Below are 26798 nucleotides of genomic sequence, written 5' to 3' on the forward strand. Positions count from 1 at the left end.
GTATTTCGACAAATGCACTTTGGTGTTCAGTTAAGATATCAATTTGACGAAATCCGTCACTTTTCAACGGTTGATCTTATAAAAGCGCTCTTTACTGGACCTCACGAGGAATCCTCCGTAGTTCGCTCGCCGACTGATTTTGGCATGCCAATTAGCGCTCGGGAGGCGAGGCTTGGGATAAACGAGCATTGAAGCAATGACAGCTGCTTCGTCAATTGTTAGTTCATCCGCAAATTTTTGAAAAATCTCTAAGCTTGCTGAATCTGCTCCAGTTAGACCAGTGCCGAAATACGCGTTAGCAAGATAAACTCGTAGAATGTGTATCTTGGAGACTTTTCGCTGCAGGGCGAATGCGCCTACGGCTTCACGTATTTTTCGACGAGTAGATCGCTCGTATCGATTAGATACAGTACGAAACAACTGTATGTCTATTGTACTAGCGCCGCCAAATCGTCTAAACATTAAAGCCTTAATCAATTCGCGACATATAGATCGCCAATCATATCCAGCATGAAGGAAAAATCGACGATCTTCCAAAGCGATGACTACCATCTCCAAATTTGACAACGCTACTGTATTCGATACGCGGCTCGCCAAATGTTGAATTTGCAAGATCACCCTATGAATCCCGAGCAGTGAGCTACGTATCGTGGGTCTTTTGGGCCGCATTCAATCCCTCTACTGGATTTTTGCGCCTTTATCTATAACCTCGCTAAATCCTTCTCAGTTAACCGCCCCTACCTCAATAACCCCCCTCAAATACCGCCCTGTAGAGCTCGCCTCCACCTTCACTACCTGCTCCGGCCGTTGACCTTCGGTCGCCTGCCCATCGTCTCAGCTCTCGGCTGCGCTCGAACTCCGCTCAGGACAGATTTGTCCCCGCATCGCTATCGCAATAGCGGGGCCAAATACCGCCCTGTAAAGCTCGCCTCCACCTTCACCACCGCTTCCGGCGTGCCCGTCGCCACGATCTCCCCGCCCTTCACGCCGCCTTCCGGGCCGAGGTCGATGATCCAGTCCGCGGTCTTGATGACGTCGAGATTGTGTTCGATCACCACCACGCTGTTGCCTTGTTCGACCAGGGCGTGGAGCACCTCCAGCAATTTTCGCACATCCTCGAAATGCAGGCCGGTCGTGGGTTCGTCGAGGATGTAGAGCGTCTGTCCGGTGGAGCGGCGGGCGAGTTCCTTTGACAGTTTCACGCGCTGTGCCTCGCCGCCGGACAGGGTCGTCGCCTGTTGCCCGACCTTGATATAGCCGAGGCCCACTTCGGCCAGCATGGCCATGCGTTCGCGGATCGGGGGCACGGCCTTGAAGAATTCCACCGCATCCTCGACCGTCATGTCGAGTACGTCGGCGATGGACTTGCCCTTGAACTTCACCTCCAGCGTTTCGCGGTTGTACCGCTGGCCATGGCAGACGTCGCAGGTGACATAGACGTCGGGCAGGAAGTGCATCTCGATCTTGAGCACGCCGTCGCCCTGGCACGCCTCGCACCGGCCGCCCTTGACGTTGAAGCTGAACCGGCCGGGTTTGTAGCCGCGCGCCTGGCTTTCGGGCAGGCCGGCGAACCAGTCGCGGATATGGGTGAAGGCGCCGGTATAGGTGGCGGGGTTGGAGCGCGGGGTGCGGCCGATGGGCGACTGGTCGATGTCGATGACCTTGTCGAGATGCTCAAGCCCAGTGATCTTGTCGTGCCGGCCCATGGGCACGCGCGCGCCGTTCAGCGTGCGGGCGGCGGCGGCATACAGGGTGTCGAGCGTGAAGCTGGACTTGCCCGAGCCGGAAACGCCGGTGATGCAGGTGAAGGTGCCGAGCGGCACGCTGGCCGTCACGCCCTTCAGGTTATTGGCGACGGCATTGTGGACGGTGAGTTTTTTTCCGTTGCCCTTGCGCCGTTTCTTGGGGACTTCGATGCTGCGCGTGCCGTTGAGATACTCGGCGGTGACGCTGCCCGGGGTGGCGAGCAGTTCGGGCAGGGTGCCGTGCGCGACGATGGTGCCGCCATGGACGCCCGCGCCCGGCCCCATGTCGATGACATAATCGGCGGTGCGGATCGCATCCTCGTCATGTTCCACCACCAGCACGGTGTTGCCGAGGTCGCGCAGGCGGCGGAGCGTGGCGAGCAGCATGTCGTTATCCCGCTGATGCAGGCCGATGCTGGGTTCGTCGAGGACATAGAGCACGCCGGACAGGCCGGAGCCGATCTGGCTGGCCAGGCGGATGCGCTGGGACTCGCCGCCGGACAGGGTGCCGCTGGTGCGATCGAGGTTGAGGTAATCCAGCCCGACATTGTTGAGGAAGCCGAGGCGTTCCAGAATTTCCTTGAGGATGGGGGCCGCGATCTGCCGCTGCTGATCGGTGAGGGCGTCCGGCAGCGACTGGAACCAGGCGAGGGCGTCGACCACGGACAGGCGGGTCGCGTGGGAAATCGGCTGCTGCGCGATCTTGACCGCCAGCGCTTCTGGCTTGAGGCGGGCGCCGTGGCACGTCTCGCACGGCTGAGCCGCCTGATATTTCGACAGCTCCTCGCGCATCCAGGCGCTTTCGGTTTGCAGGAGGCGGCGGTTGAGATTGCCGATGACGCCCTCGAACGGCTTTTTCACGTCGTACGACTTGCGACCGTCGATGAAGGTGAGCGTGACCGGCTTGCCGCCGGTGCCGTGGAGGATGATGAGCTGAACCTCTCCGGGCAGGTCCTGCCACGGGGTGTCGAGGCTGAACCCGAATTCGCGGGCGAGGCTGGCTAGCACCTGCATGTAATAGGGGCTGGGCGGGTTGGACTTGGCCCAGGGGACGATCGCGCCCTTTTTCAGGGAAAGCGCGGCGTTGGGGACGACGAGGTCGGCGTCGAATTCCTGCCGCTCGCCAAGGCCGTCGCAGGCGGGGCAGGCCCCTTGCGGTGCGTTGAAGCTGAACAGGCGGGGTTCGATTTCCGCGATGGTGAAGCCGCTGACCGGGCAGGCGAATTTTTCGCTGAACACGATGCGGTTGGGCGGGATCCCTGCGCCCTTCATCGCACCCGCGTCCGCGGCCTCATCCTCCCGGCCGGGCACGACGCCGTCGACCAGGTCGACATAGGCAAGGCCCTCGGCCAGTTTCAGCGCGGTCTCGAAGCTTTCCGCCAGCCGCGTGGCGATGTCGTCACGCACGACCAGGCGGTCGACCACCACCTCGATATCGTGCTTGTACTTCTTGTCGAGCGCGGGTGCTTCCTCGATCGGATATTGCTCGCCATCGATGCGGACGCGGGTGAAGCCGGCGCGCTGCCATTCGGCCAGTTCCTTGCGATACTCGCCCTTTCGCCCGCGCACGACGGGGGCGAGGAGGAGCAGGCGCGTCCCTTCCGGCAGGGCGAGCACGCGGTCGACCATCTGGCTGACCGTCTGTGCCGCGATGGGCAGGCCGGTGGCGGGGGAATAGGGGATGCCGACCCGCGCCCAGAGCAGGCGCATATAATCGTAGATCTCCGTCACCGTGGCGACGGTGGAGCGCGGGTTCCGCGACGTCGTTTTCTGTTCGATGCTGATCGCGGGGGACAGGCCCTCGATATGATCGACATCGGGTTTCTGCATCATCTCAAGGAACTGGCGCGCATAGGCGGACAGCGATTCCACGTAGCGCCGCTGCCCCTCCGCATAGATGGTGTCGAAGGCGAGGCTGGACTTGCCGCTGCCCGACAGGCCGGTGATGACCGTGAGCGTGTCGCGCGGAATGTCGATGTCCACGCCCTTGAGATTATGCTCGCGCGCGCCGCGGACGGAGATGTGAGTAAGGCTCATTCCGGCAGTTCTATCTTTGTTCTGGAGGGGAATCCAGTAGGCGAGATAGGGGGTGAAGGGGCCGGTTGCGAGGGGGGCGCGGCCCTTGTCGCGTCAAACGCGTGGCCTCATGTGCAGCGCTGACCCAAGGGGGATGAATCATGCACAACCTGTACGACGTGTCGGTGCCACCGATGATCCGCGCGCTGGCCGCGATGAAGGCGTTTCTGGAAAAGGCGCGCGCTTATGCGGAGGCGCAGGGATGGGATGAGGCCGAGCTGACCGAAGCGCGGCTCTATGCCGATATGGCGCCCCTGATCGGACAGGTGCAGCGGGCAAGCGACAGCGCCAAATTTCTGGCGGTGCGTGTCGGTGGTGCAGAGCCGGTGGCGATGCCGGACGAGGAAACGAGCTTTGCCGAACTGGCCGAGCGGATCGACAGGACCATTGCGGTGCTGAATGCCGTGCCGCGCGATGGATTTGACGGCAAGGAAGACGCCGAGGTCATCCTGAAGACGCCGCGCGGCGACATTCCGTTTCGCGGAACCGATTATGTCCTGAGCTTTGCCATCCCCAATTTCTATTTTCACGTCACGACGGCGTACGCGATCCTCCGAATGAAGGGCGTGCCGGTGGGCAAGATGGATTTTCTGGGTCCGCGATAGGGAACGGCGCATCGCGCAAACGGGATTGCTGGATATCGAAGGTTGTCCAGCGATCGATGCGGATCGCTGCGCTGCCTGTCGATCGCGGACCTTCCCCCCGTCCCTTGGCCCGTGTTGCCGGGGCGGGGTTTGCAGCGTATCCCCCTTGCGCGGCGGCGGGGCTGGTTTCGGGAGCGAGTGACGATGTGTGATCGGGACATGGCGGCGCAGGGGCCGTTCGACTGGGCAATGAACCGGCGGCAGTTCGCGGCGCTGGGCGCGGGGGCGGCGATTGCGGCCTGTGCCCCCGTCGCGGGCGAGGCCGGTGCGGCGCAGGCGGGCGGTTTGAGCGAGGGCATGGTTTCCTTTCCCACCGCCGACGGCACGCTGGATGCGTTTTTCGTCCGCCCGGCATCGGGGCGGCACGCGGCCGTCATCACCTGGCCCGACATTGCCGGCGTGCGCGAGGCGTTCCGCGTGATGGCGCGGCGGCTGGCGGCGCAAGGTCATGCCGTGCTGGTCATCAACCCCTATTACCGCGACGTGCCGAGCGACGCGTTCAAGGATTTTGCCGGTTTTGCAGCCGGTGGCGGCTTTCAGAAAGTCGGCCCGTGGCGCGCGAAGCTGACGCCGGAGGCGGTGATGCGCGATGCCAATGCGGCGATCGCGTGGCTGGACAAGCAGCCATCGGTCGACACGCGGCGCGGCATCGGCAGCCATGGCTATTGCATGGGCGGGCCGTTCACCGTGTTCACCGCCGCTGCACAGCCGGGCCGGGTGAAGGCGGCGGTATCGCTGCACGGCGGGGGGCTGGTCCGCGCGGATACGCCGATGAGCCCGCACAAGATCCTGAGCAAGACCGACGCCAGCTATCACATCGCCGTCGCGCAGAATGACGATGCCAAGGCACCGGGCGACAAGACAGAGTTCAAGGCCGCAGCCGATGCTGCCGGCCGTCCCGCGACGGTCGAGGTCTATGCCGCCGACCATGGCTGGACCGTGATCGACAGCGCGGCCTATAATCAGACAGAGGCCGAGCGCGCCTGGGCCGTGATGAGCGGCCTGTTCAAGGCGCTGTAACCAAGCCGCGCGCCGACAGGAACGGGCCGGGGCGGCGGCAAGCGCCGTGCCCCCGGCATCGGTTCGTTACGCGTGCATCGCCGCAATGGCGCGTCACCGGAGAGTGTGGTACAGTTCCATAGGAATTTTCTATCACTATGATAGACAGTCCATGCTTGTATCAATGCCCTAGACTCACGATTACGCAGCTGCACAATTTTTCGGGGACAGGAATGGCGGATCAGGGTCAACGCGTCGGTGTGCGCGCCTTTCTGGGCTGGATCAGTTTGGTGATGACACCGGACGGCGGGTTCGTGCGGCTGGCGCTGGTTTATGGCATCGCGATCTCTCTTCTGTCGCTGGCGACGCCGATTTCGGTGCAGCTGCTGATCAATTCGGTGGCGAACATCGCGCTGCCCGCGCCGCTGTTCACCCTGTCGGCCATGCTGTTCCTGCTGCTGCTGATCGCGGGCGTGCTGATGGCGTTCCGGGTGCATCTGATGGCATTGTTCGAGCGGCGGCTGTTCGCGCGGATCACGGCGGAAATCACGCTGCGCGCGGTGCACGCCCAGAACCCGTTTTTCGGGGATGAGCGGCGCGGCGACCTGTTCAACCGGTTCTTCGACATGATGACCGTGCAAAAGGCGATGCCCAGCCTGTTGATCGGCGGGTTCACCATCGTGCTGCAGGGGGCCGTGGGCCTGATCGTCACCAGTTTCTATCACCCGTTCTTTCTGGCGTTCAACATGGTGCTGGTGCTGGTCCTGTTCCTGATCTGGCAGATCTGGGCATCGGGCGCGATCCGCACGGCGGTGGGCAAGAGCCACGCCAAGCACAGTGCGGCGCACTGGCTGGAAAGCGTCGGCGGATCGAACGGGTTCTACAAGTCGAGCCGGCACCTGGCGTTCGCCATGGACAAGTCGGAGGCGGTGACCGCGGCCTATGTCGATGCGCACAAGCAGCATTTCCGGTACAGCTTTGTGCAGACCCTGTGCCTGTTGTTCACCTGGGCCGCGGCCAGTGCGGCGCTGCTGGCGCTGGGCGGATGGCTGATCATCCAGAACCAGCTGTCGATCGGTCAGCTGGTGGCGGCCGAACTGATCCTGTCGGGCGTGTTCTATGGCATCGCGCAGCTCGGCTTTTACCTGGAGTCGCTGTACGAACTGGCCGCCGGGCTGGAGGAGCTGGCGCTGTTCTGGGCCATTCCGCAGGAGCCGGAACAGCGCGGCAACGGGCGCGGCCCGGCCGATGGATCAATCCGCTTTCGGGGCGTGCAGCATCACGGCGTGACGCTGGATTTCGAGGTGGCGGCGGGCAAGCAGCTGGCGGTGGCGACGCCGCCGGGGCTGGACCGGACCATCGCGTTCCTGCTGCGCCGGCACGAGACGGCGGAGCGCGGCATCGTGACCGTCGGCGGCGCGGATATCGCATCGTTCGACATGTATCGCCTGCGCGCGGACATCCGCGTGCTGGACCGGCCGACCATCGTGGAAATGTCGATCCGCAACTACCTGACCCTGTCATCGGCGGAGGATGCGATGGGCATGATGGAGGCGCTGGATATCGTTGGCCTGATCGAACGGATCGGCGCACTGCCTCAGGGGCTGGACACGCATCTGTCCAGTTCGGGATGGCCGTTGTCGGTGGGCGAGACGATGGCGCTGAAGCTGGCCGCGGCGCTGCTGGCGCGGCCGCGCGTGCTGATGCTGTCGCCGCTGCTCGACCTGTTGCCGCCGGCGCGGGTGGATGCGGCGCTGGCCCGGATGCGGGAATCGCAGACGACGGTGCTGCAGTTCACCCGGCGGCCCGAGGGGCTGGCCCGCGACGGGCATTTGTGGATCGGGCGGCGCGAACAGCTGCATTGCGAGGGCGAGGGCGAGCTGATCGCGCTGGCGCGTGGTGAGGGAGGCAACCATGCCCTTTCGGCCTGAACATATCGTGCATTTCCGGACGCTGGAGCAGATCCGACCGCCGCGCGCGACCCGGGCGCTGGCATGGATGATCGTGATCGGCATCACCATCGTCACCGTCGCGCTGTTCACCGTGCCATGGGTGCAGACCAGTGCGGGATCGGGCCAGATCGGCGCGCTGAACCCCGATGACCGGTTGCAGGAGGTGACTGCGCTGGTCCCCGGCCGGGTCGAACGCTGGTACGTTCAGGACGGCCAGCGGGTGAAGCGCGGCGACCCGATTGCGCGGATCGAGGACAATGACCCCGACCTGCTGGCCCGGCTGGCCGCAGAGCGCGCGCAGGTGCTGGCCGAGATCGCGGCGGCGGAACAGGCGATGGCGGTGGCGCAGCTGGACGTGAACCGGTCGCGCCAGCTGTTCAGCGAGGGGCTGGCCGCGCGGCGCGATTATGAAGCGACCCAGATCAAGGTGGCGGATCACCGGGCCAAGCTGGCGGAATCGCGCGCGAAGCTGAGCCGGGTGGACGTGACGCTGAACCGGCAGTCGGCGCAGCTGGTGCGGGCGCCGCGCGACGGGCGCATCCAGTCGATCAATGCGGCCGCCGGCGCGACGTTGGTCAGCCCCGGCGATCCGCTGGCGACGTTGGCACCGGAGGCGCCGGAGCGGGTCGTCGAGCTGATGGTGGACGGGCGCGACGTGGCGCTGATCCGGCCCGGCCGTCCGGTGCGGCTGGCGTTCGAGGGGTGGCCCGCGATCCAGTTCAGCGGATGGCCGTCGATCGCGCAGGGGATGTTCGACGGACGCGTCCGATCGGTCGACCCGTCGGCGCAGATCAACGGCCTGTTCCGCGTGCTGGTGGAACCGATGCCGGGCAAGCCCGCATGGCCCGACGACGATTTCGTGCGGCTGGGCGCGAAGGCGCGCGGCTGGATCCAGATGGAGACGGTGTCGCTGGGCTATGAGCTGTGGCGTCAGCTGAACGATTTCCCGCTCGAGTTCCGCCGCCCCGCCATCGAGGGCGAGAGCAAGGCGGGCGGCATGACGTCCGGCCCGGTGGAGAAGAAGAAATGAAGCGCGGCGCGCTGGTCGCGACACTGCTGGCGCTGACGCCGGGTGCCGTGTGGGCGCAGGAAATGGCTGCGTCCTTCGACAGGCTCAGGACCAGCGAGGGGGGTGGCGGGGTCGGATCGTCAACCCGCCAGCCCGCTCATGCTGAGCCTGTCGAAGCATCGTCGCAGATGGCCATGCCGGGCAGCGATCTTCGCCCAACCCGGAACGAGCAGGGGGGTGCGGCCGTCCAGGTTGACTCTGCCACCCGGACGGGCGTGCTGTCGCTGGACGCGGTGCTGCGATCATCGGCGACCCATGCGCCCGCCATCTTGGAGGCGATGGCCAAGGAACGGGCGGCGGATGGCAAGGCGTTGTCCGCGCGCGGTGCGTTCGACCTGTTGTTCGAAGGCGATGCCAGTTCGCGCCTGCTGGGCTATTATGACGGCAGCTATGTCGAAGGGCAGGTAACGCGCCCGCTGCAGACCAATGGCGGTGCGGTGTACGGCGCCTATCGCGTGTCGCGCGGGGATTTTCCCGAATATTATGGCGACCGCTTCACCAACCGGCTGGGCGAGGTGAAGGTGGGCGCGGTGTTTTCGCTGATGCGGGACCGGTGGATCGATGCGCGGCGCACCGGCGTCGGCCTGGCCGACCGCGACATCGACCTGGCCCGGCTGGACCGCGAGATGGTGGCGATCGGCGTGCAGCGCCGGGCCATCGCCGCCTATCAGGACTGGGTGGCGGCGGGACAGCGCGTTGCGGTTTATCGCGATCTGCTGACCCTGGCGAGTGAGCGGCAGCAGTCGATCGAGCGGCAGATCCAGCTGGGCGCGCGGCCCGACATTCTGGGCACGGAAAACCGCCAGAACATCGTCCGTCGCCAGTCATTGCTGGTCCGGTCGCAACAGCAGCTTGAGGCGGCGGCCAATGCCCTGTCCTTTTTCCTGCGCGATGCCAATGGCGAGCCGATGGTGCCGCTGGCCGAACAATTGCCGCGCGAATTTCCGGCATTCGACCTGCCGCCGCTGACCCGCGATCTGGGCCGGCGGGTGGAGCGGCCCGATCTGGACGCGATCCTGGTGCGGCTGGACCAGAATGAGCAGCGCCGCCGGCTGGCCGAAAACGACATGCGGCCGCGCCTCGACCTGAAGGGCGAATTGTCCAAGGATGTCGGCCCGGTCGGGCTGGGCGGCGATACCAAAACGCCGACCGAGGCGATTGTCGGCGTCAAATTCTCGCTGCCGCTGGAACGGCGGGCCGCGCGCGGGCGGATTGCCGAGGCACAGGCCGAGGCCGATGCGCTGCGCCGTCGCCGCCAGTTGATCGAGGACCAGATCCTGGTCGAGGTCAACGGGCTGGCCATTCAGGTGCAGGCGGCGGAAAAGCTGGCCGGGCTGGCGGCTGACGAGGCGGCGCTGGCAACGCGCATGGCCGAGGCGGAGCGGCGGCGGTTCACGCTGGGCGTCAGCGATTTCATCCTGGTCAATCTGCGCGAGGAAGCGGCAGCGGACGCGCAGCTGCGCCGGCTGGATGCGCAATATGCCCGGTCGGCGGCGCGGGCCGAGCTGGTCGCGGCGACGGTGGACCGGGATCAGCTAGGCCTGTGAGCCCCGCCTGACCGGGATTTTCGGGGCAGTGCCGCACGGGCCGGTTGACGACCCCGCATCGCCAGCGCATCGGGTGCGCGTTCAACGGGCGGAGCGCGCATGACGGCAACGAGAGTGGCGGGGATCGAGCTGGGCGGGACCAAGTGCATCTGCACGCTGGCCACCGGACCGGACGGGGTGTTGGACCAGCGCGAGGTGCCGACCGAGGCGCCGGAGACGACGCTGGCTGCGTTGACCGCGATCCTGGCCGAATGGGCGGCACAGTCCCCCTATGCCGCGCTGGGCGTGGCGAGTTTCGGGCCGATCGACCTGAACCCGTCATCGCCCACTTATGGCTATATCACCCAGACGCCCAAGCCCGGCTGGCCGATGACCGACCTGTTGCGCCCGCTGGCCGCAGTGGCGCAGGTGCCGGTGGCGTTCGACACCGATGTGAACGGCGCGGCGATGGCCGAAATGCGCTGGGGCGCGGGGCGGGGGATGGACGATTTCGCCTATATCACCGTCGGCACGGGGGTTGGCGTCGGCCTGATCGTCAACGGGCGGCCGACGCGCGGGCTTGGCCATTGCGAGCTGGGGCATTTGCGGGTGCCGCGCCTGGCCGGGGATACGATGCCGAGCGGCTGCCCCTTTCACGACGATTGCGTCGAGGGGATGGCCGGCGGCGGCGGGCTGGCGCGGGCGATGGCCGGGCGCGACATGGCGTCGCTGGCCCCCGACGATCCGCTGTGGGACCGGGTGGCCCATGCCGTCACCTGTCTGTGCCATGCGCTGGTCGTGACCGCCGGGCCGCGCCGCATCGCCATCGGCGGCGGCGTGTTCGGCCGGCAGCCGCAATTGCTGCCCCGGATCGAGCCGATGCTGCGTCAGAGCATCAACGGTTATGTCCCCATCCCGGATGACCAGCCCTATATCGTCGTGCCGGCGCTGGGCGGGCAGGCGGGGCCGCTGGGGCCGATTGCGATGGGGCTGAGCGCGCTGGCCGAGGGCTGAGGCAGCGCGGGCGCCGGATGTGCTTCCGGGCGCTCGCTCGTCCTGGGCCTGTCGCAGGACGTACCCGGCCGTTCGGCGTTTGGGCGATCATCCTTCGACAGGCTCTGGATGAGCGGGGGGGATGGTTGCGGATCGGGGGGTGAACGAACAGTGCCCCAATCCAGCTGCGCACTAATCCAGCGGGTAGAGCGCGGCCGCGACCCAGCGCAGTTCGGCCCGCAGCACGCCCCAGGCGCGGGCGGCGGCTCGGCTGTCCATGAATTCAAGCCCGATGCCGCGCGCATCCAGCGCCGTGATCAGCGCGGCGGGCGGGCGCTGCATCGTGCTGCCCGTGCCGATGATGACGAACTCAGGCTGCGGATTAAGAGTCAGCAGCGGGGCGAGGGCGTCAATGCCAAGCGCGTCCAGCGGCGGCGGCGACCAGCCATCGGCGCGTTCCGGGGTTATCGCCAGCCCTTCATAGACGCCGCCATCGACGCGAAAGCCGCGCCCGACAATGCCGGAGATCAGCGGCCCGGTGCCGCGTTGATCGCGGGTGAGATTGACCATCGGGCCGATGCCCCCTGTTCAGCGCGGCGCGGCGTCAGACCTGAGCGCCGTCGCCGCCGATCCGTTCGGCACCGGCGGGTCCGGCGGTCGCTTTCTTGTTGAAGCTCTCCGGACCGACCTTGAACTGGATGAGGATGCCGTTGCCGACGAACATCGACGACCAGGTGCCGATCACGATGCCCAGCCACATGGCGACCGAGAAACCGAAGATCACGTCCGGCCCGATGAACACCAGCGCCGACAGCGCCAGGATCAGCGTCATCGACGTCATCACCGTGCGGGCCAGCGTTTCGTTGATCGACAGATTGAGCAGCGGGACGATTTCCATCTTGCGATATTTGCGCAGATTTTCGCGGACGCGGTCAAAGATCACGATCTTGTCATTCAGCGAATAGCCGATGATCGTCAGCAGGGCGGCGATGGTGTTGAGGTTGAACTCAAGCTGGGTCGCGGCAAAGAAGCCCAGGGTGACGATCATGTCCTGGGCCAGCGCCAAGAGCGCGCCGACGCCGAACTGCCATTCGAACCGCACCCAGATATAGATGGCGATGGCGATCATCGCGAGGCCGAGGGCCAGTGCGCCCTTGGTGAACAATTCGCCCGACACCTTGCCCGACACCGCTTCGACCGAGCCGATCTTTGCGCCGGGATAGTTGGTGGAAATCAGCTGGCGGACGCGCGCGGCGCTGGCGCTGGCGGCATCGTCGCCGCCCCTGGGCACCGGCAGGCGGATCGCGATGTCGCGGTCCGACCCGAACTGCTGAATGGTGGAATCGCCAAGGCCGAGCGAGTCGACGCGTTCGCGCAGCTCGTCGATCTGGACATTCTGGGCAAAGGTGACGCGCACCGTCTGGCCGCCGACGAAGTCGATGCCGAAATTGAGGCCGCGCACCGTCAGCATGGCGATCGAGGCGATGACCATCGCGATGCTGATCACGCCGGCGATATGACGCCAGCGCAGCCAGTCGATGTTCACCGTGTCGGGGACGAGTTTCAGGGGACGCATGACCGGTTCCTCAGATCACAAGCTGTTTCGGCCGGTTCTTCTTCAGCCATTCAGCGACCATCAGGCGCGTGAAGGTGACGGCGGTAAAGACGGAGGTGACGATGCCGATGGTCAGCACCACGGCAAAGCCGCGCACCGGGCCGGCGCCGAACACGAACATGATGATCGCGGCGATCACGTTGGTGACGTTCGCGTCAAAGATGGCGCGGCTTGCCTCCTTGTACCCGAACTCGACCGAGGCGATGACGGTGCGGCCGCGCCGCTGTTCCTCGCGGATGCGTTCGTTGATCAGCACGTTGGCGTCCACCGCCGCGCCGATGGTCAGCACGAAACCGGCGATGCCGGGCAGGGTCAGCGTCGCGTTGAAGATCGCCATGATGCCGATGATCATCAGGACGTTCACGACCAGCGCGATATTGGCATAGACGCCAAAGCGCAGATACGCGACCAGCATCAGGATCACGACCGCGCCCGTGCCGACAATGCCCGCGATCACGCCGGAGCGGATCGAATCGGCACCCAGTTCCGGGCTGATCGTCGATTCCTCGATCACGGTCAGGTCAACGGGCAGCTTTCCCGAACGCAGGGCGATGGCAAGCTGATTGGCGCTTTCGGTGGTGAAGCCCCCCTCGATCAGCGCGCTGCCGCCCAGAATCTCGCTGCGGATCGAGGGGGCCGAGATGACGACATCGTCGACGATGATCGCAAACCGCTTGCCGACATTCTGGGCAGTGGTGCGCGCAAAGGCGCGGCCGCCGGTGGTGTCGAAGCGCATGGTGACGATCGGCGCACCGGATTCGGGGCTGAATTCCTGACGCGCGTCGGTCAGCTGTTCGCCGGAAATGATCGTCTGCCGCTTGAGCGCGATCCGCTGCTGAAAGGCGGGATAGGGCAGGATTTCACTGCCGACGGGGGCGCGGCCCTGCGCCACCAGCGCGGGATCGGCGTTTTCGTCCACCATCTTGAATTCAAGCCGCGCGGTGCGGCCGAGCAGCGATTTCAGCTCCTCCGGATTCTGAAGGCCGGGGACCTGCACCACGATGCGGTTCGCACCCTGACGGATGATCGTGGGTTCGCGGGTGCCGAGTTCGTCGATGCGGCGGCGTACGACTTCGGTCGCGTCCTGCATCGCGCGTTCCACCGCCTGAGCCTCGCCCGCGCTGGTGGGGGTGATGACGAACCGCTGCGTGTCGACGACGTTGAGGTCCCATTCGCGCTGGCCGGTCAGGCCCGCGCCGCTGCCGATCAGGCCGTCGTCCAGCAGCCGCTGGCGCGCGGCATCGACCTGGCTTGCGTCGCGCAGCAGGAAGCTGACCCGGCCGTCGCGGACGGAAATGTCGCCGACGCCGATGCGCGGCGCCTTGCCAAGCGAGGTCTGAACCTGATCGCGCATCGATTCGAGGCGGTTGGTGGCCACATCCTCGGTCTTTGCCTCAAGCAGGATGTAGCTGCCGCCCGCAAGGTCGAGGCCCAGGTTGACCGCCGGCATCGGCACCCATGCAGGCACCTGTTGACGGATGTTTTCGGGCAGCAGGCTGGGCACCGCCAGCAGCGAAAAGACGATGACCGTGGCCCAGGTCAGCCACTTCTTCCAGCTTGGGAAGTCGAGCATGGGATCAGTCGTTCGCCGGCTTGCCGCCCAGCGGCTGAACCTCGGCCAGCGTCGCCTTGACCGCGCGCACCTTGACGTTCGGGCCAAGCTCCAGCTCGACATGCGCGTCCTCGACCCGCAGCACCTTGCCCACAAGGCCGCCGGCGGTGACCACGGTATCGCCCTTTTTCACCGCGGCCACGGCTTCGCGCAGCTGCTTCATCTGCCGCTGCTGCGGGCGGATCATCAGGAAATAAAAGGCGACGAAGATCAGGAGCAGCGGCGCCATCGAGATGATGCCGGCCATGGTGCCGCCACCAGCGGCAGCGCCGGCCGAGGTCTGAGCGAAAGCGGAGGGAATGAACATCGTGGTTACGAAACCTGTCATCGCGGCACGGCCCCGGCCGCCCGCTTCAAGCCGCGCGCGCTATCACGCGCCCGACCGACGCGCAACCGGCGTTATGCCGCGTGGCCCCTTGCATCGCGCCCCCGTTCGGCATAGGGGCACCCCCTCGGTCGGGACGTAGCGCAGCCTGGTAGCGCATCACACTGGGGGTGTGGGGGTCGCAGGTTCGAATCCTGTCGTCCCGACCAACTTCACCCCGCACGCATCATCCATCCGCGCCAATGCGCCATTGCCACGGCTTGCCGGGGGCAAAGGCGATGTCGCGGCGCTGGTCGTTCCAGGCGAGGCTGCGCGTGACGCGCGTGCGGGCGGTGATGCGAATCGCCGCCACCTGGCCGCCCTGCCAGCCAAGGTCCAGCGTCAGTCCGCCGCGAAGGCGCACGCCGGAAATGCGGCCATCGGCCCAGCCGCGGGGCAGGGCGGGCAGCAGCGTCGTCCCCTGAGGCCGGTCGCGGACCAGCATTTCGACGACACCCGCCGCGCCGCCCAGATTGCCGTCGATCTGAAACGGGGGATGCGCGTCGAACAGGTTGGGATAGCTGCGTTCCGGGCCGAGCAGTTTCCTGAGGACAAGGTTGGCCCGATTCCCGTCCCCCGCCCGTGCCCAAAGATTGATGCGCCAGCCAATGCCCCAGCCGGTCGCATCGTCGCCCCGGATGCTGAGCGAGCGGCGCGCGGCGGCCAGCATGGCCGGGCTTTCCGGGCCGATTTCATGGCCGGGATACAGGGCATACAGGTGCGAGACGTGGCGATGCTGGATTTCCGGCACGTCCATGTCCCAGTCGGCCAGCCATTCCTGAAGCTGGCCCGCCTTGCCCACCCGGTCGGCGGGGATGCGGGCGCGGGCGGCATCGAATTGGCGTACAAGGGCCGCATCCTGGTTCAGCAGGGCTGCGGCGGCGCTGATATTGCCGAACAGCTCGCGCAGGATCTGGCGGTCCATCGCTGGCCCCTCGCAGATGCTGACGCCATCATGATGCGCGTTTTCGGGGGAGATGGAGGGCGAGGTGACGAGGCCCGAGCCATCCGCCGCCGGGACCAGCGTGTCGAGGAAGAACAGCCCGCAATCGCGCATCAGGGGATAGATGCGGGCGAGCATCGCCGGATCGCGGGAATAATCCCACCGGTCCCACAGATGCTTGACCAGCCATGCGCCGCCCGTCGGCCACAGGCCCCAGAACGCGCCGTCGATCGGCGCGCTGGCCCGCCACAGATCGGTGTTGTGATGCACCACCCAGCCGCGCGCGCCATACATCTGCTGTGCCGTGCGGCGACCGCTGGCCGCCAAATCCTCGACCATCGCGATCAGCGGTTCGACACATTCGCCAAGCCCGGTCGGCTCGGCGGGCCAGTAGTTCATCTCCGTATTGATGTTGATCGTGTATTTGCTGCCCCAGGGCGGGCTGTCGCTGTCGTTCCACAGGCCCTGAAGATTGGCGGGCTGGCCCCCGGGGCGGGAACAGGCGATCAGCAGATAGCGGCCATATTGGGTGTAGAGCGCGGGCAGGAACCGGTCGTCGGCCCCCGCATCATGGGCATAGCGGATCCGTTCGTCCGTCGGCATCGCCGGAAAGGGATCGGGGCCGAGATCAAGATCGAAGCCGCGGAACAGCCGCTGATGATCGGCGCGGTGACGGGCGCGCAGCGCATCCGCATCATGGCGCGCGGCGGCATCGAGATCGCGGGCAACGAGGGCGTCGGGATCGGCGGACACATCCTGCCAGTTGCGGTAGCTGGTGCGGATCGCGGTGATCAGGGTGAGCGCCCCCTGTCCCGCAACCCGCATCGTCCCGTCGTCGCCGGAAATGTCGGCGCCAGGTTCGAGCACCCGGGTTTCTGCGGTCCAGCGAAGCGCGCCGTCAATGCCTTGCGCCGCCTTGTTCCGGCCGCTGAGGCGAAGCGCATTGCCGGTTCGCCGTGCACCCGGCGAGCGATGGCCAAGGGTGACGTCGATCGCCCCGCCGTCCAGCGCCTGAAGCCGCAGGACGATCACGCCATCGGGTGCAGAGGCAAAGACGGTGCGGCGAAACGCGCGGCCGCCCGCCGTCCATTCGGCGGTCACAGCGGCTTCATCGAGATCGAGCCAGCGGCGATAATCGGTGACGGGGCCTTCGGCCTTCTGTTCGAGGATCAGCTCGCCCGCCGTCTGATACTGCATCTGGCGCAGGGGGCGGGCCATCAGCCGCTGATTGGCCATGGCCTGCGCCTCGGCATAGCGACCCTGTGCGATCAGGGCGCGGACCTGTGGGATCGCGGCGCGGGCTTCGGGATTGACCGGGTCATAGGGACCGCCCGCCCAGAGGGTGTCTTCATTGAGCTGCAGCCGTTCACGGGCGGGATCGCCATAGACCATCGCGCCCAGCCGGCCATTGCCGACGGGCAGCGCCTCCACCCAGCGGCGGGCGGGCGTGCGGTACCAGAGTTTCCAGCGCGCATCGGGCGGCGGCGCGCTGCTGCCCTGTGCCGCGGCGGGCAGGGCGGGGATGAGGCCGGCGGCAAGGCCGGTTGCCAGCGCCGACCGGCGGTCGAGCGAAATCCCGCCGCTGTGCATCCGTTTTTCCATGAAATCAGCGCCGGCCCGCGCGGCCAGCAGCCCAGTCAATTCCGCCGGCGAGGTGCGCGGTCATCACCGGATCGGTCCAGCCGTCCGCCGTGTGGCCGAGCCCGGTATAGAATACCCGGCCGCCGTCGAACCGGTGCGCCCATGCAATCGGCTTTGGATTGACGCCCGCCCCGCCGGTGCCGGCCGGGTCGAAGGTGAGCAGCAGGGTCGAGCGGGGGTCGCGATCCTTGTAATAATACCATTCGTCCACCCGGTCGAAGCGGTCGGGCAGGCGCGCGGTGGCCGGGTGGCGGGTGTCGTGCCGGTGCAGGCGGGCGGTCGGGGTGCCGCGCGGATGGCTTTCGAACCAGCCGCCCATCATCTGACCGTACCAGGGCCAGTGATAATGGGAATCGGCCGCCGCATGGATGCCGACCACGCCGCCGCCGCCGCGCACATAGGCCTGAAACGCGTCACGACGCGGGCCGACGAACCATTCGCTGGCCGGATCGTCCGGCTTGGTGGTCGTGCTGAGAAGGACGATGGCGGCAAAGCCGCGCAGCGTGTCCACCCGGTCGAAGATGGCCGGATCCGCGCTGGTGGTGACGGCATAGCCGCGTTGCCGGGCAAGGGCGGCGATGGCGGCCGCGCCCGGTTCGATCGAGGCGTGGCGATAGCCGGTGCTGTGGGTGAAGATCAGCAAGCCGGGCGGGGGCGGCGGCGCGGACGCCCCGGTCAGCAACAGCGCGCCCAGCAGCAATGCGATCCAGCGGCCCATGCCCGTCCCCTCCGTTCGATCCGTCAGCGCCGGATCGGTTGTCCGCGCCGTTCGATATCGCTACCATAAAGGGGTCGGGCGGTTGATCCACCCCCGAAAATCAGGGGCCGTCAATTCCGGCGAAAGGGGATCAGAGGCGGAAGCGGCGGGAGAGGCCGAGGCCCAGGACAAGCTGCATCCGCTGGCCGCGTTCCTGCACCAGCGTCGAGCCGCCCGCATCGCCGCTGAGCCGGTCAACCCCGCCGAACAGGGTCACCACATAGGTGCGGGACAGCGGGCGGATGACCGTGCCGCCAAGGCCGACCGAGACCAACCCGCCATCGGCGCGAAAGGCGGTAATGCCGCTGGCCGCCGACTGGGCAGGGGTGATGCCGAAATAGGTCTGTACATAGTCGCGCCCGGCCAGGGTGGCGCGCGGGCCGACCGACCAGATGTTGCGACCCACCCGGCCGCCAAGGCTGGCCGACAGGTCGATCACCAGCGCCTCGTGCCCGCCAAAGCCCTGACGCACCTCTGTGCGCAGGCGCACCTGTTCGCGCGCGCCCAGCCGCTTTTCCACGAAGAGGCCCGCCTCACCCGCGGCGGGGATGTTGCCCAGACCAAGCAGGGCGTCGCTGCCGCCGCTGACCAGAAAGGGCGAGCCGCCATTGCGTTCGTCCCGGCCGAAGCGCAGCTTGACCAGCGGGCCGGCGCGCCAGCCCTGTTCGCGCACGGCATTCCAGCCGATGCCGTCGGGGACGGAGGCAAAGAATTCGTCCCGGTAATTGACGCGCAGATCGGGGAAGATGGACAGGGCGGCATCGGTCGAACCCTGCCACACGGGCGAGACGACGGGGGCAAAGCCGACCGAGACGGTCCAGCCATCGGCGCCAACGCCGGGCGGCGGACCGGCCGGGCGCTGCGCGGCGGGCGGCGCGACCGGAGCGGCGGGAGCGTCCTGCGCGATTGCGGGGGTGGCGAGGGCTAGTCCAAGCGCAGCAGCCGCAATGTTTCGCACGCGATACTCTCCCCGAAAAAACAACCTTGTTACGCGGGCGTCATTTTGCCGAGCGCAAACTCAAGTCAAGCGACCTATGCCATTGCGGGCCAGTGCGGCAAGGTGCGCGTGGAGTTCGGCCGCGTTTCTGTCCCAGCTGAACGGATCGGCGACGGCGACGACATCGGCGGTCGCGGGAGGATCGGCCAGCAGCGCGGCGATGCCCGCGGCAATGGCGGGGACAGAGCGATCGACGATGCGACCCGCAGCGGGGCGGTCCACCACCTCGCGCGCGCCGCCGGCATCGGGAATGACGATCGGCGTGCCACAGGCAAGCGCCTCGACCCAGGCATTGGCCAACCCCTCCGATGCCGAGGCCAGCGCCATGACATCGGCGGCGGCGATCAGCGGGGGAAGATCGGCATGGGGCACCGGGCCGAGCAGCCGGATGCGGCCGTTTGCGCCCGCAGCGTCGATCCGCGCCTGAAGCGCTGCCTGTTCCGGTCCCTGTCCCGCGATCAGCAGGGTGACGCCGGGCAGGGCGGCGACCGCGTCGATGACCAGGTCATGCCCCTTGCGCGGAATGAGCGCGCCGATGCTGACCACCAGCGGGCCAGGGACGCCAAGCGCCGCCCTTGCGCTCGTGCGGTCGCGGGGGTGGAACAGGGCTCGGTCGATGCCGGTGCGGTGCACGGCCGGGCGGGGAATGCCGAGCGCGGCCATGTCGTCGGCCATGGCGTCGGATACGGCGAGCAGGCCATGCGCCGCGCGTCCGGCGGCAATCACCTGATCCGCCGTCGCTGGCGCGGTGCCCCAGTGATGAATGTCGGCCCCACGCGCCTTGATCGACACGGGCACGCCGAAATGCCGGCCGAGCGCCAAGGCGGCGGGGCCATCGGGAAAGAAGAATTCGGCGTCGATCACATCGAACGGAAAGTTGCGGCGGATGCGGGTCAGCAGCGGGATCAGCGCGCGGACCAGCATAGGGGCGTGCCAGCGGCCATGCGTGCCGGGCAGGTTCAGGAAGCGCGGGCGGTGGACCGTGACGTCCTTCCACCGTTCCCGCGCCGGCTGCGCGGCGAGGGTGCGATAGGGGGCGATGCGATCCAGCGGAAAGGGCGGCAGGCCGCGCGGGGCGACGACCTGAACCGTCACGCCGTCGCGTGCGGCAAGGCCCAGCGTCTGGCGTTCGACGAACACGCCGAAATTGGGGCGCGCGGCATCGGGAAACAGCGTGGCAAGGGTAAGGACGCGCAGCATCGTGGGCGGGGATAGCAGCGGGCGATTGCGATTGGCTTAAAGAGTGCACCGCAGGCCAAGGGTCCTTGAGCGCCCCTGACCCCCGACTTCTCTTGCGGAGGCGAGGGGAGGATCCGGATTGCCTCAGACCGCTCGTGCTGAGCCTGTCGAAGCATGGATGCCTGGCGCCTGTGCGGGGATGCGCCCTTCGACAGGCTCAGGACGAGCGCGGTCCGGGCAGTGGCCCTTGTAAAGAAAAAGGGCGCCGGGTTGCCCCGACGCCCTGATCCGTTTGCCGTAAGGCGGGCTTACGCTGCCTGGGGCAGTGCAGCCTTTGCCTGAGCGACGATCGCAGCGAAGGCAGCGCCTTCGTTCATCGCGATGTCGGCCAGCACCTTCCGGTCGAGTTCGATGCCCGCGAGCTTCAGCCCGTGCATGAACTGCGAATAGGTGAGCCCTTCGGCCCGGACACCGGCGTTGATACGCTGGATCCACAGGCCGCGGAACGTCCGCTTCTTAACCTTGCGGTCGCGATAGGCGTACTGACCGGCCTTTTCGACCGCCTGACGCGCGATGCGAATCGTGTTCTTGCGACGGCCGTAATAGCCCTTCGCCTGATCCAAAATCCGCTTGTGCTTCGCCTTGGTCGTCGTGCCGCGCTTGATGCGTGCCATGGTCTATCCTCCTATCAACGCAGGCCGTATGGCGCCCACGCTTTCACGTGTGCGACATCGGCGTCCGACAGCACCGAAGTGCCACGATTCTGGCGGATATACTTGGCGTTGTGCGAAATCAGGCGGTGACGCTTGCCGGCGACGCCGTGCTTCACCTTGCCCGTGGCGGTGAACTTGAAGCGCTTCTTCACACCGCTCTTGGTCTTGAGCTTGGGCATTTTCATCTCCTCAGCTTGCGATCCCAATGAATGGCCGTGGCAGCCCGTATGAGCCAGGCCATTCCGGATGCGGGATCGCGGGGAAGCGGGGCCGATAGCCGAAGCCGCGCCGGAACGCAACCACATCGCCCGTCAACGCTGGGGGTTTCCATCTCGCCTGTCGGGCGTTAATCGTGTTAGCGCTCACTTTGTCGGCACGACACGGCGACCAACGATGGATCAGGAGAGGGAAATGATGCGGATACGGCACGCAGCCATGATGATGGCAACCGGGATTTCGGCACTGGCACTGACGGCGTGCCAGACGGCGACGACGGGCGGGGCGGCAGCGGCCAGCGCGTCGGATGGCAAGTATCTGAGCCAGCCGCTGGTCCGCGACATCTATACCGCCGATCCGTCCGCCCATGTGTGGGCCGATGGCCGCATCTACATCTATCCCAGCCACGACATCGAAACTGACATTCCCGAGGACGATCTGGGCAGCCATTTCGCGATGCGCGATTACCGCGTCCTGTCGATGGACAAGGTGGGCGGGCCGGTGACGGTGCATGGCGTCGCGCTGGATATCAAGGATGTGCCCTGGGCGGGCCAGCAGATGTGGGCGCCGGATGCCGCATCCAAGGACGGCACCTATTTCCTGTATTTCCCGGCCAAGGACAAACAGGGGATTTTCCGGATCGGCGTCGCCACGTCGAAATCGCCGACCGGGCCGTTCACGGCCGAGCCGCAGCCCATTCCCGGCAGCTTTTCCATGGACCCGAATGTGTTCAAGGACAGCGACGGGCAATATTACATGTATTTCGGCGGCATCTGGGGCGGGCAGCTGCAGAAATGGGCGAAGGGCAGTTATGACCCCAATGGTTCGGCAACGGACCTGGGCGACAATGCAGCGCCCGCGCTGAACGCCAAGATCGCCCGGATGAACCCCGACCTGAAAACCTTTGCCGAAGCGCCGCGCGACGTCGTGATCCTGGATCAGGCGGGCAAGCCCATCCTGACCGGCGACCATGACCGCCGCTTTTTCGAGGGCAGCTGGACGTTCAAGAAGGACGGGAAATATTATTTCACCTATTCGACCGGCGATACGCATTACCTGGTCTATGCCACCGGCGATAATCCCTATGGACCGTTCACCTATCAAGGCCGCATCATGGAGCCGGTGCAGGGTTGGACCACGCACCATTCGATCATCGAGACAGGCGGCAAATGGTATCTTTTCTATCACGACACGCAGATTTCCGGGAAAACCCATCTGCGCAACGTCAAGGTAGCGGAGCTGACGTTCGAGCCGGACGGCAGCATCCGGACATTGCAGCCCATCCGGCCGGAGTGACGCCGCGCCGCCGCCGGTGGCCCATGCTGGCGCTGATCGCGCTGGCATGGCCGATGGCGGCGGGGTTCGGCCCCGATGTCGACAAGACGCCGTTGCCCGTCCATGTCGGCGGGCGAACGGTGGACGAGGGCAAGGCGGGCCAGCGGTTCGGATGGCCCGGCGTCTATGTCGAGGCGCGTTTCACCGGCGAGAAGGTGCGGGTGCAGTTCGATGCGCCGACCGATTTCATCCGGCTGAGCATCGACGGGCGCGAGCGGCAGGTGTTCCGCGCGCCGGGCAAGGTCGATACGGTGATCGACGGGCTGGGCAAGGGCGAGCATCTGATCCGGCTGGACAAGCTGACCGAGACGCAGGGCGGGGAAAGCCGGTTCATCGGGTTCGAACTGATCGGCAAGGGCCGCGCCTATCTGGCCCCCGAACGGACGATGCAGATCGAGGTGATCGGCGATTCGCACAGCGTCGGATATGGCAATGTGTCGACGAGCCGCGAATGCACCGGCCAGCAGGTCCATGACCTGACCGATACGACCCAGGCCTATGGCGCGATGGTCGCGCGGGCGATGGACGCCGATTACCGGATCAACGCCTATTCAGGGTTCGGCGTGGTGCGCAATTACAATGGCGGCGAACCGGGCGATTCCATGGTGAACCGCTATCCCCGCGCCATTCCGGGCGAGGCCGAACCGCTGGCCGGGGGCGATGCCGAATGGCAGCCGGACGTGATCGTCATCAACCTGGGCACCAATGATTTTTCGACGCCCGTCAAGCCCGGCGAGAAATGGGCCGATGCCGATGCGCTGAAGGCCGATTACCGCGCGACCTATGCCGCGTTCGTGCGCGATCTGGCGCGGGCGCAGCCCCAGGCGCGGTTCGTGCTGATGGGCGGGGACAGCTTTTTCGGCGAGGTCGAGCAGGTCAAGGCCGTGCTGGACGGCGATCTGCCGGGGCGGGTGACGGCGCGGCACGTGACGGGGCTGGCCATGACGGGATGCCATTACCATCCGTCGGTGGCGGACAATGCGAAGATGGCGGCGCTGGTGCGCGGAGCGATCGAGTAGCGTCAGGCCGGTTTGCGCAGATAACGGGCGGTCAGGCGGCGGCGCAGCGGCGTATCCCAGCGATAGGTCAGGAAATGCGCCAGCCCGATGGCGATCGGCAAGGTGATCGGTGCGGTCGAGCCGTCGGGCGTATAGCTAGCCGCATCCGACCCGCCCAGCATCAGGAAGCGCAGCCCCTCAACCGACATGATGACCGGCGCGTGCAGCACATAGAGGGCATAGGAGATATCGCCGAGCCAGGTGCACAGGCGGGCCACCGCGCCGCGCGCCACGCTGGATGCGCCAAGCCAGATCAGCGCGGGATTGAACAAGAACAGGACAAAGGCGCTGTAGCTGCGTTCCTGACGCGGGGCGAAGGCGCACATCAGGACGAGCAGCGCCATCAACAGCACCGCCGGCAGCGACAGGCGGGGCAGCCACTGCCCCTGCCACAGCCGGAACAGGAGGACGCCGGTGAAGAAGGAGAAGAAGGTGCGCGGAAAGGCGCCGGCAAAGCTGTGCCAGCCGGTCGTCCCGCCGGTATAGAGATAGATGCCGAGCAGCAGCAGCGGCGCGCTGATCCCGACAATGGCGATGACCCAGCGCCAGCGGATGCCGACGAACAGGAACACCGCATTGGCGATCAGTTCGAACGACAGCGACCAGCCGGGCGGATTGAGCGGGATCGTGTAGCTGTCATACGGCAGCAGGATGAAAAAGGGCGCGGTCAGGATCGACAGGACCAGCGCGGTCGGCGTCCAGTAGGACCAGCCGAACAGCGTCATCCCGATTGCCGCAGGCAGTGCGATCAGGCAGCCGACCAGATAGAGCGGCCAGAGGCGGATCAGCCGCGCCTTGACGAACCGCACCCGTTCGGCCGCGCTGTCCAGCCGTTCGCTATAGGCATGGGCGAGCACGAAGCCGCTGAGCATGAAGAACAGATCGACCGCCATGACCGACGATGGAAAGATCGCCACGCCGTGCAGCACCAGCACCATCAGTGCCGCGACGCCGCGCAGACCGTCCAGCGCAACGAACCTGTGCCGTCCGGCATCCCCATCGATGGATTGCGACACCCGATGATCCCCCTTGTCCCCGCAGGGACCATGGCGGAACGGCCGGGGGCGGGCAAGAGAAAGGCCGGAGGGTTGCCCCTCCGGCCTTTCGCTGTCGGTTTTCGGCGGACCGGTCCGCCGAAACCGACCGATCGCCTTCTGCCCTGAGACGGGTGGGGCTGGACGTGGCCAGCCCCGGCGTCAGGATCAGAAGTCCATGCCGCCCATGCCGCCCATGCCGCCGCCCATGGCAGGCGCCGCGGCCTTGTCCTCGGGCAGTTCGGCAATCGTCGCTTCGGTGGTGATCAGCAGACCAGCAACCGAGGCAGCGTTCTGCAGCGCGGTGCGCACGACCTTGGTCGGGTCGATCACGCCGGCGGCAACCAGGTTTTCATAGGTGTCGGTCGCCGCGTTGAAGCCGAACGAGGTATCGTTCTGATCCAGCAGCTTGCCCGAAACCACGGCGCCGTCCTGGCCCGCGTTGCTGGCGATCTGGCGCACCAGAGCGGTCAGCGACTTGCGGACGATGTCGATGCCGCGCGTCTGGTCTTCGTTCGCACCGGTCAGGCCGTCCAGCGCCTTGGTGGCGTACAGCAGGGCCGTACCGCCGCCGGGGACGATGCCTTCCTCAACCGCGGCGCGGGTCGCGTGCAGCGCGTCGTCGACGCGGTCCTTGCGCTCCTTCACCTCGACTTCGGTCGCACCGCCGACCTTGATCACGGCAACGCCGCCGGCCAGCTTGGCCAGCCGCTCCTGCAGCTTTTCACGGTCATAGTCGGACGTGGTGACTTCGATCTGCTGACGGATCTGTTCCGTGCGGGCCTTGATCGAATCGGCTTCACCGGCGCCATCGACGATGGTGGTGTTGTCCTTGTCGATCGTGACGCGCTTGGCGGTGCCCAGCATGCCCAGCGTGACGGTTTCGAGCTTGATGCCCAGGTCTTCGCTGATCACTTCGCCCTTGGTCAGGACGGCGATGTCCTCAAGCATCGCCTTGCGACGATCGCCGAAGCCCGGCGCCTTGACGGCCGCGACCTTCAGGCCGCCGCGCAGCTTGTTGACCACCAGCGTGGCCAGCGCCTCACCCTCGATATCCTCGGCGATGATCAGCAGCGGACGACCCGACTGCACGACCGCTTCTAGGATCGGGAGCATCGACTGAAGGTTCGACAGCTTCTTTTCGTGGATCAGGATGTACGGATCGGCCAGCTCGACCGCCATCTTTTCCGGGTTGGTGATGAAGTAGGGCGACAGGTAGCCGCGGTCGAACTGCATGCCTTCGACGACGTCCAGCTCGAATTCGAGGCCCTTGGCTTCCTCGACGGTGATGACGCCTTCCTTGCCGACCTTTTCCATGGCTTCGGCGATCTTTTCGCCGACTTCACGGTCGCCATTGGCCGAGATGATGCCGACCTGCGCCACTTCCTGCGAACCCGACACGGGCTTGGAACGGGCCTTCACGTCCTCGACCACCTTGGTGACGGCCAGATCGATGCCGCGCTTCAGGTCCATCGGGTTCATGCCGGCGGCAACCGACTTCATGCCTTCGCGCACGATCGCCTGGGCCAGCACGGTCGCGGTGGTGGTGCCGTCGCCGGCCGCGTCGTTGGTCTTGGACGCCACTTCGCGCACCATCTGGGCGCCCATGTTCTCGAACTTGTCCTTCAGTTCGATTTCCTTGGCGACCGACACACCGTCCTTGGTGATGCGGGGGGCGCCGAAGCTCTTTTCGATGACCACGTTGCGGCCCTTCGGACCCAGCGTGACCTTGACCGCGTCGGCCAGGATATCGACGCCGCGCAGAATGCGTTCACGCGCGTCGCGGGAGAATTTTACGTCCTTGGCTGCCATTTGACTGCCCTTTCAAATCAGATTGGTTGACGAAATTGACGGTTCGGGTCGTGGCAATCAGCCGACGATCCCCAGAATGTCGCTTTCCTTCATGATCAGCAGGTCTTCGCCGTTCACCTTTACCTCGGTGCCCGACCACTTGCCGAACAGGATGCGGTCGCCGGCCTTGACGTCCAGCGGGCTGACTTCACCCTTTTCGTTCTTGGCGCCGGCACCGGCGGCGACGACTTCGCCTTCCTGCGGCTTTTCCTTGGCGGTGTCGGGGATGATGATGCCGCCTGCCGTCTTTTCCTCGGCTTCGACGCGGCGAACGAGCACACGATCGTGCAGCGGACGAAAGTTCATGGCTCTATGATCCTTCCTGAGTTCAGATAGTGGTTAGCACTCAAGCATGGCGAGTGCTAACGAAGCGGCATATGTGGCGGTGCCCCGGCATCGTCAACGGGCGGCGGCAAAAAATTGCGGCAGGATGAACGCGCGTGCGACGGGCGGTCAGAGGCGTTTACTCGATCCGGCCG

The 26798-nt window shown here is 66.2% G+C and carries 23 protein-coding genes and 1 tRNA gene; 9 read left to right on the forward strand and 15 right to left on the reverse strand.

Going from position 1 to position 26798, the window contains the following annotated elements:
* Nucleotides 1-63: 63 nt before the first annotated feature.
* Nucleotides 64-669, reverse strand: coding sequence for a biosynthetic peptidoglycan transglycosylase (locus ACNI3Q_RS11475; protein ID WP_426276807.1), 606 nt, complete (start codon nucleotides 667-669; stop codon nucleotides 64-66).
* 218 nt (nucleotides 670-887) lie between these two features.
* Nucleotides 888-3782, reverse strand: coding sequence for an excinuclease ABC subunit UvrA (uvrA, locus tag ACNI3Q_RS11480; RefSeq protein WP_426276810.1), 2895 nt, complete (start codon nucleotides 3780-3782; stop codon nucleotides 888-890).
* Between the two features lie 140 nt (nucleotides 3783-3922).
* Here uvrA and ACNI3Q_RS11485 point away from each other — a divergent pair, with 140 nt between their 5' ends.
* The 6 genes from ACNI3Q_RS11485 to ACNI3Q_RS11510 all read left to right on the forward strand — a co-directional run bounded on the left by ACNI3Q_RS11485 (nucleotide 3923) and on the right by ACNI3Q_RS11510 (nucleotide 11025).
* Nucleotides 3923-4426 carry a DUF1993 domain-containing protein gene (locus ACNI3Q_RS11485; RefSeq protein ID WP_426276812.1) on the forward strand — a complete coding sequence of 168 codons (504 nt, stop codon included), beginning with the start codon at nucleotides 3923-3925 and terminating at the stop codon, nucleotides 4424-4426.
* A 183-nt stretch (nucleotides 4427-4609) separates the two neighbouring features.
* Nucleotides 4610-5485, forward strand: a complete 876-nt coding sequence (locus tag ACNI3Q_RS11490; RefSeq protein WP_426276813.1) for a dienelactone hydrolase family protein — start codon at nucleotides 4610-4612, stop codon at nucleotides 5483-5485.
* Nucleotides 5486-5697: 212 nt separating this feature from the next.
* Nucleotides 5698-7395: an ABC transporter transmembrane domain-containing protein gene (locus tag ACNI3Q_RS11495; protein ID WP_426276815.1), complete on the forward strand. Its 1698-nt coding sequence runs from the start codon at nucleotides 5698-5700 to the stop codon at nucleotides 7393-7395.
* Complete coding sequence (locus tag ACNI3Q_RS11500) at nucleotides 7379-8446, forward strand: efflux RND transporter periplasmic adaptor subunit (RefSeq protein ID WP_426276817.1); 1068 nt, start codon at nucleotides 7379-7381, stop codon at nucleotides 8444-8446. Before ACNI3Q_RS11495 ends, ACNI3Q_RS11500 begins: the two co-directional genes overlap by 17 nt.
* Nucleotides 8443-10032 carry a TolC family protein gene (locus ACNI3Q_RS11505; RefSeq protein WP_426276819.1) on the forward strand — a complete coding sequence of 530 codons (1590 nt, stop codon included), beginning with the start codon at nucleotides 8443-8445 and terminating at the stop codon, nucleotides 10030-10032. Before ACNI3Q_RS11500 ends, ACNI3Q_RS11505 begins: the two co-directional genes overlap by 4 nt.
* 99 nt (nucleotides 10033-10131) lie before the next feature.
* Entirely contained in the window at nucleotides 10132-11025 is an 894-nt protein-coding gene (locus ACNI3Q_RS11510; protein WP_426276821.1) for an ROK family protein, read from the forward strand.
* A 171-nt stretch (nucleotides 11026-11196) separates the two neighbouring features.
* Here ACNI3Q_RS11510 and ACNI3Q_RS11515 read toward each other — a convergent pair whose 3' ends face one another.
* From ACNI3Q_RS11515 to yajC, 4 genes are read right to left on the reverse strand one after another with little or no spacing between them, the layout of a single operon-like run.
* A complete protein-coding gene (locus tag ACNI3Q_RS11515) occupies nucleotides 11197-11574 on the reverse strand; it encodes an Mth938-like domain-containing protein (RefSeq protein WP_426276823.1) in 378 nt (125 codons plus the stop codon).
* Nucleotides 11575-11608: 34 nt separating this feature from the next.
* On the reverse strand, nucleotides 11609-12580 hold the full coding sequence (gene secF, locus ACNI3Q_RS11520) for a protein translocase subunit SecF (RefSeq protein ID WP_426276825.1): 972 nt from the start codon (nucleotides 12578-12580) through the stop codon (nucleotides 11609-11611).
* 10 nt (nucleotides 12581-12590) lie between these two features.
* The gene (gene secD, locus ACNI3Q_RS11525; protein ID WP_426276827.1) at nucleotides 12591-14192 is read right to left on the reverse strand and encodes a protein translocase subunit SecD; all 1602 of its coding nucleotides are present in this window, start codon (nucleotides 14190-14192) and stop codon (nucleotides 12591-12593) included.
* A gap of 4 nt (nucleotides 14193-14196) precedes the next feature.
* Nucleotides 14197-14538 carry a preprotein translocase subunit YajC gene (gene yajC, locus ACNI3Q_RS11530; protein WP_260021582.1) on the reverse strand — a complete coding sequence of 114 codons (342 nt, stop codon included), beginning with the start codon at nucleotides 14536-14538 and terminating at the stop codon, nucleotides 14197-14199.
* 150 nt (nucleotides 14539-14688) lie between these two features.
* Between yajC and ACNI3Q_RS11535 the strand changes: the two genes are divergently transcribed.
* Nucleotides 14689-14765 (forward strand) — tRNA-Pro (locus ACNI3Q_RS11535).
* Between the two features lie 17 nt (nucleotides 14766-14782).
* Here the strand turns inward: ACNI3Q_RS11535 and ACNI3Q_RS11540 are convergent.
* The 6 genes from ACNI3Q_RS11540 to rpmI form a co-directional block, all read right to left on the reverse strand.
* Nucleotides 14783-17128: a glycoside hydrolase family 95 protein gene (locus tag ACNI3Q_RS11540; protein ID WP_426276829.1), complete on the reverse strand. Its 2346-nt coding sequence runs from the start codon at nucleotides 17126-17128 to the stop codon at nucleotides 14783-14785.
* A 16-nt stretch (nucleotides 17129-17144) separates the two neighbouring features.
* A complete protein-coding gene (locus ACNI3Q_RS11545) occupies nucleotides 17145-17897 on the reverse strand; it encodes a ThuA domain-containing protein (RefSeq protein ID WP_426276831.1) in 753 nt (250 codons plus the stop codon).
* 130 nt (nucleotides 17898-18027) lie between these two features.
* Nucleotides 18028-18894 carry a MipA/OmpV family protein gene (locus tag ACNI3Q_RS11550; RefSeq protein WP_426276833.1) on the reverse strand — a complete coding sequence of 289 codons (867 nt, stop codon included), beginning with the start codon at nucleotides 18892-18894 and terminating at the stop codon, nucleotides 18028-18030.
* Between the two features lie 60 nt (nucleotides 18895-18954).
* Nucleotides 18955-20133 carry a glycosyltransferase gene (locus ACNI3Q_RS11555; protein WP_426276835.1) on the reverse strand — a complete coding sequence of 393 codons (1179 nt, stop codon included), beginning with the start codon at nucleotides 20131-20133 and terminating at the stop codon, nucleotides 18955-18957.
* Nucleotides 20134-20420: 287 nt separating this feature from the next.
* A complete protein-coding gene (gene rplT, locus ACNI3Q_RS11560; RefSeq protein WP_260020367.1) occupies nucleotides 20421-20786 on the reverse strand; it encodes a 50S ribosomal protein L20 in 366 nt (121 codons plus the stop codon).
* Nucleotides 20787-20800: 14 nt separating this feature from the next.
* Nucleotides 20801-21004: a 50S ribosomal protein L35 gene (rpmI, locus tag ACNI3Q_RS11565; protein ID WP_260020366.1), complete on the reverse strand. Its 204-nt coding sequence runs from the start codon at nucleotides 21002-21004 to the stop codon at nucleotides 20801-20803.
* A 235-nt stretch (nucleotides 21005-21239) separates the two neighbouring features.
* On the opposite strand from rpmI, the gene ACNI3Q_RS11570 reads away from it, so the two are divergent.
* Together ACNI3Q_RS11570 and ACNI3Q_RS11575 are read left to right on the forward strand one after the other, a co-directional pair.
* The gene (locus ACNI3Q_RS11570) at nucleotides 21240-22337 is read left to right on the forward strand and encodes a glycoside hydrolase family 43 protein (RefSeq protein WP_426276838.1); all 1098 of its coding nucleotides are present in this window, start codon (nucleotides 21240-21242) and stop codon (nucleotides 22335-22337) included.
* Nucleotides 22334-23395, forward strand: a complete 1062-nt coding sequence (locus ACNI3Q_RS11575) for an SGNH/GDSL hydrolase family protein (protein ID WP_426276840.1) — start codon at nucleotides 22334-22336, stop codon at nucleotides 23393-23395. Before ACNI3Q_RS11570 ends, ACNI3Q_RS11575 begins: the two co-directional genes overlap by 4 nt.
* Nucleotides 23396-23397: 2 nt before the next feature.
* Here the strand turns inward: ACNI3Q_RS11575 and ACNI3Q_RS11580 are convergent, their stop codons facing one another.
* The 3 genes from ACNI3Q_RS11580 to groES form a co-directional block, all read right to left on the reverse strand.
* Nucleotides 23398-24450 (reverse strand): acyltransferase family protein, encoded by a 1053-nt coding sequence (locus ACNI3Q_RS11580; protein WP_426276842.1) that lies wholly within the window; start codon nucleotides 24448-24450, stop codon nucleotides 23398-23400.
* A gap of 186 nt (nucleotides 24451-24636) precedes the next feature.
* A complete protein-coding gene (gene groL / locus ACNI3Q_RS11585) occupies nucleotides 24637-26280 on the reverse strand; it encodes a chaperonin GroEL (protein ID WP_426276844.1) in 1644 nt (547 codons plus the stop codon).
* Between the two features lie 57 nt (nucleotides 26281-26337).
* On the reverse strand, nucleotides 26338-26625 hold the full coding sequence (gene groES / locus ACNI3Q_RS11590; protein WP_260020361.1) for a co-chaperone GroES: 288 nt from the start codon (nucleotides 26623-26625) through the stop codon (nucleotides 26338-26340).
* Between the last annotated feature and the right edge of the window lie 173 nt (nucleotides 26626-26798).

Source organism: Sphingomonas eleionomae (genome assembly GCF_049889035.1).
Lineage (GTDB): Bacteria > Pseudomonadota > Alphaproteobacteria > Sphingomonadales > Sphingomonadaceae > Sphingomonas.

What these genes read in the sequence shown, in the direction of transcription:
- secD (WP_426276827.1), bottom strand. Translation starts at nt 14,192, where the DNA reads ATGCTCGACTTCCCAAGCTGGAAGAAGTGGCTGACCTGGGCCACGGTC.
- ACNI3Q_RS11485 (WP_426276812.1), top strand. Translation starts at nt 3,923, where the DNA reads ATGCACAACCTGTACGACGTGTCGGTGCCACCGATGATCCGCGCGCTG.
- ACNI3Q_RS11490 (WP_426276813.1), top strand. Translation starts at nt 4,610, where the DNA reads ATGTGTGATCGGGACATGGCGGCGCAGGGGCCGTTCGACTGGGCAATG.
- secF (WP_426276825.1), bottom strand. Translation starts at nt 12,580, where the DNA reads ATGCGTCCCCTGAAACTCGTCCCCGACACGGTGAACATCGACTGGCTG.
- ACNI3Q_RS11540 (WP_426276829.1), bottom strand. Translation starts at nt 17,128, where the DNA reads ATGCACAGCGGCGGGATTTCGCTCGACCGCCGGTCGGCGCTGGCAACC.
- ACNI3Q_RS11505 (WP_426276819.1), top strand. Translation starts at nt 8,443, where the DNA reads ATGAAGCGCGGCGCGCTGGTCGCGACACTGCTGGCGCTGACGCCGGGT.
- ACNI3Q_RS11555 (WP_426276835.1), bottom strand. Translation starts at nt 20,133, where the DNA reads ATGCTGCGCGTCCTTACCCTTGCCACGCTGTTTCCCGATGCCGCGCGC.
- ACNI3Q_RS11515 (WP_426276823.1), bottom strand. Translation starts at nt 11,574, where the DNA reads ATGGTCAATCTCACCCGCGATCAACGCGGCACCGGGCCGCTGATCTCC.
- ACNI3Q_RS11545 (WP_426276831.1), bottom strand. Translation starts at nt 17,897, where the DNA reads ATGGGCCGCTGGATCGCATTGCTGCTGGGCGCGCTGTTGCTGACCGGG.
- ACNI3Q_RS11500 (WP_426276817.1), top strand. Translation starts at nt 7,379, where the DNA reads ATGCCCTTTCGGCCTGAACATATCGTGCATTTCCGGACGCTGGAGCAG.
- ACNI3Q_RS11495 (WP_426276815.1), top strand. Translation starts at nt 5,698, where the DNA reads ATGGCGGATCAGGGTCAACGCGTCGGTGTGCGCGCCTTTCTGGGCTGG.
- uvrA (WP_426276810.1), bottom strand. Translation starts at nt 3,782, where the DNA reads ATGAGCCTTACTCACATCTCCGTCCGCGGCGCGCGCGAGCATAATCTC.
- ACNI3Q_RS11475 (WP_426276807.1), bottom strand. Translation starts at nt 669, where the DNA reads ATGCGGCCCAAAAGACCCACGATACGTAGCTCACTGCTCGGGATTCAT.
- groES (WP_260020361.1), bottom strand. Translation starts at nt 26,625, where the DNA reads ATGAACTTTCGTCCGCTGCACGATCGTGTGCTCGTTCGCCGCGTCGAA.
- groL (WP_426276844.1), bottom strand. Translation starts at nt 26,280, where the DNA reads ATGGCAGCCAAGGACGTAAAATTCTCCCGCGACGCGCGTGAACGCATT.
- ACNI3Q_RS11510 (WP_426276821.1), top strand. Translation starts at nt 10,132, where the DNA reads ATGACGGCAACGAGAGTGGCGGGGATCGAGCTGGGCGGGACCAAGTGC.
- rplT (WP_260020367.1), bottom strand. Translation starts at nt 20,786, where the DNA reads ATGGCACGCATCAAGCGCGGCACGACGACCAAGGCGAAGCACAAGCGG.
- rpmI (WP_260020366.1), bottom strand. Translation starts at nt 21,004, where the DNA reads ATGCCCAAGCTCAAGACCAAGAGCGGTGTGAAGAAGCGCTTCAAGTTC.
- ACNI3Q_RS11570 (WP_426276838.1), top strand. Translation starts at nt 21,240, where the DNA reads ATGCGGATACGGCACGCAGCCATGATGATGGCAACCGGGATTTCGGCA.
- yajC (WP_260021582.1), bottom strand. Translation starts at nt 14,538, where the DNA reads ATGTTCATTCCCTCCGCTTTCGCTCAGACCTCGGCCGGCGCTGCCGCT.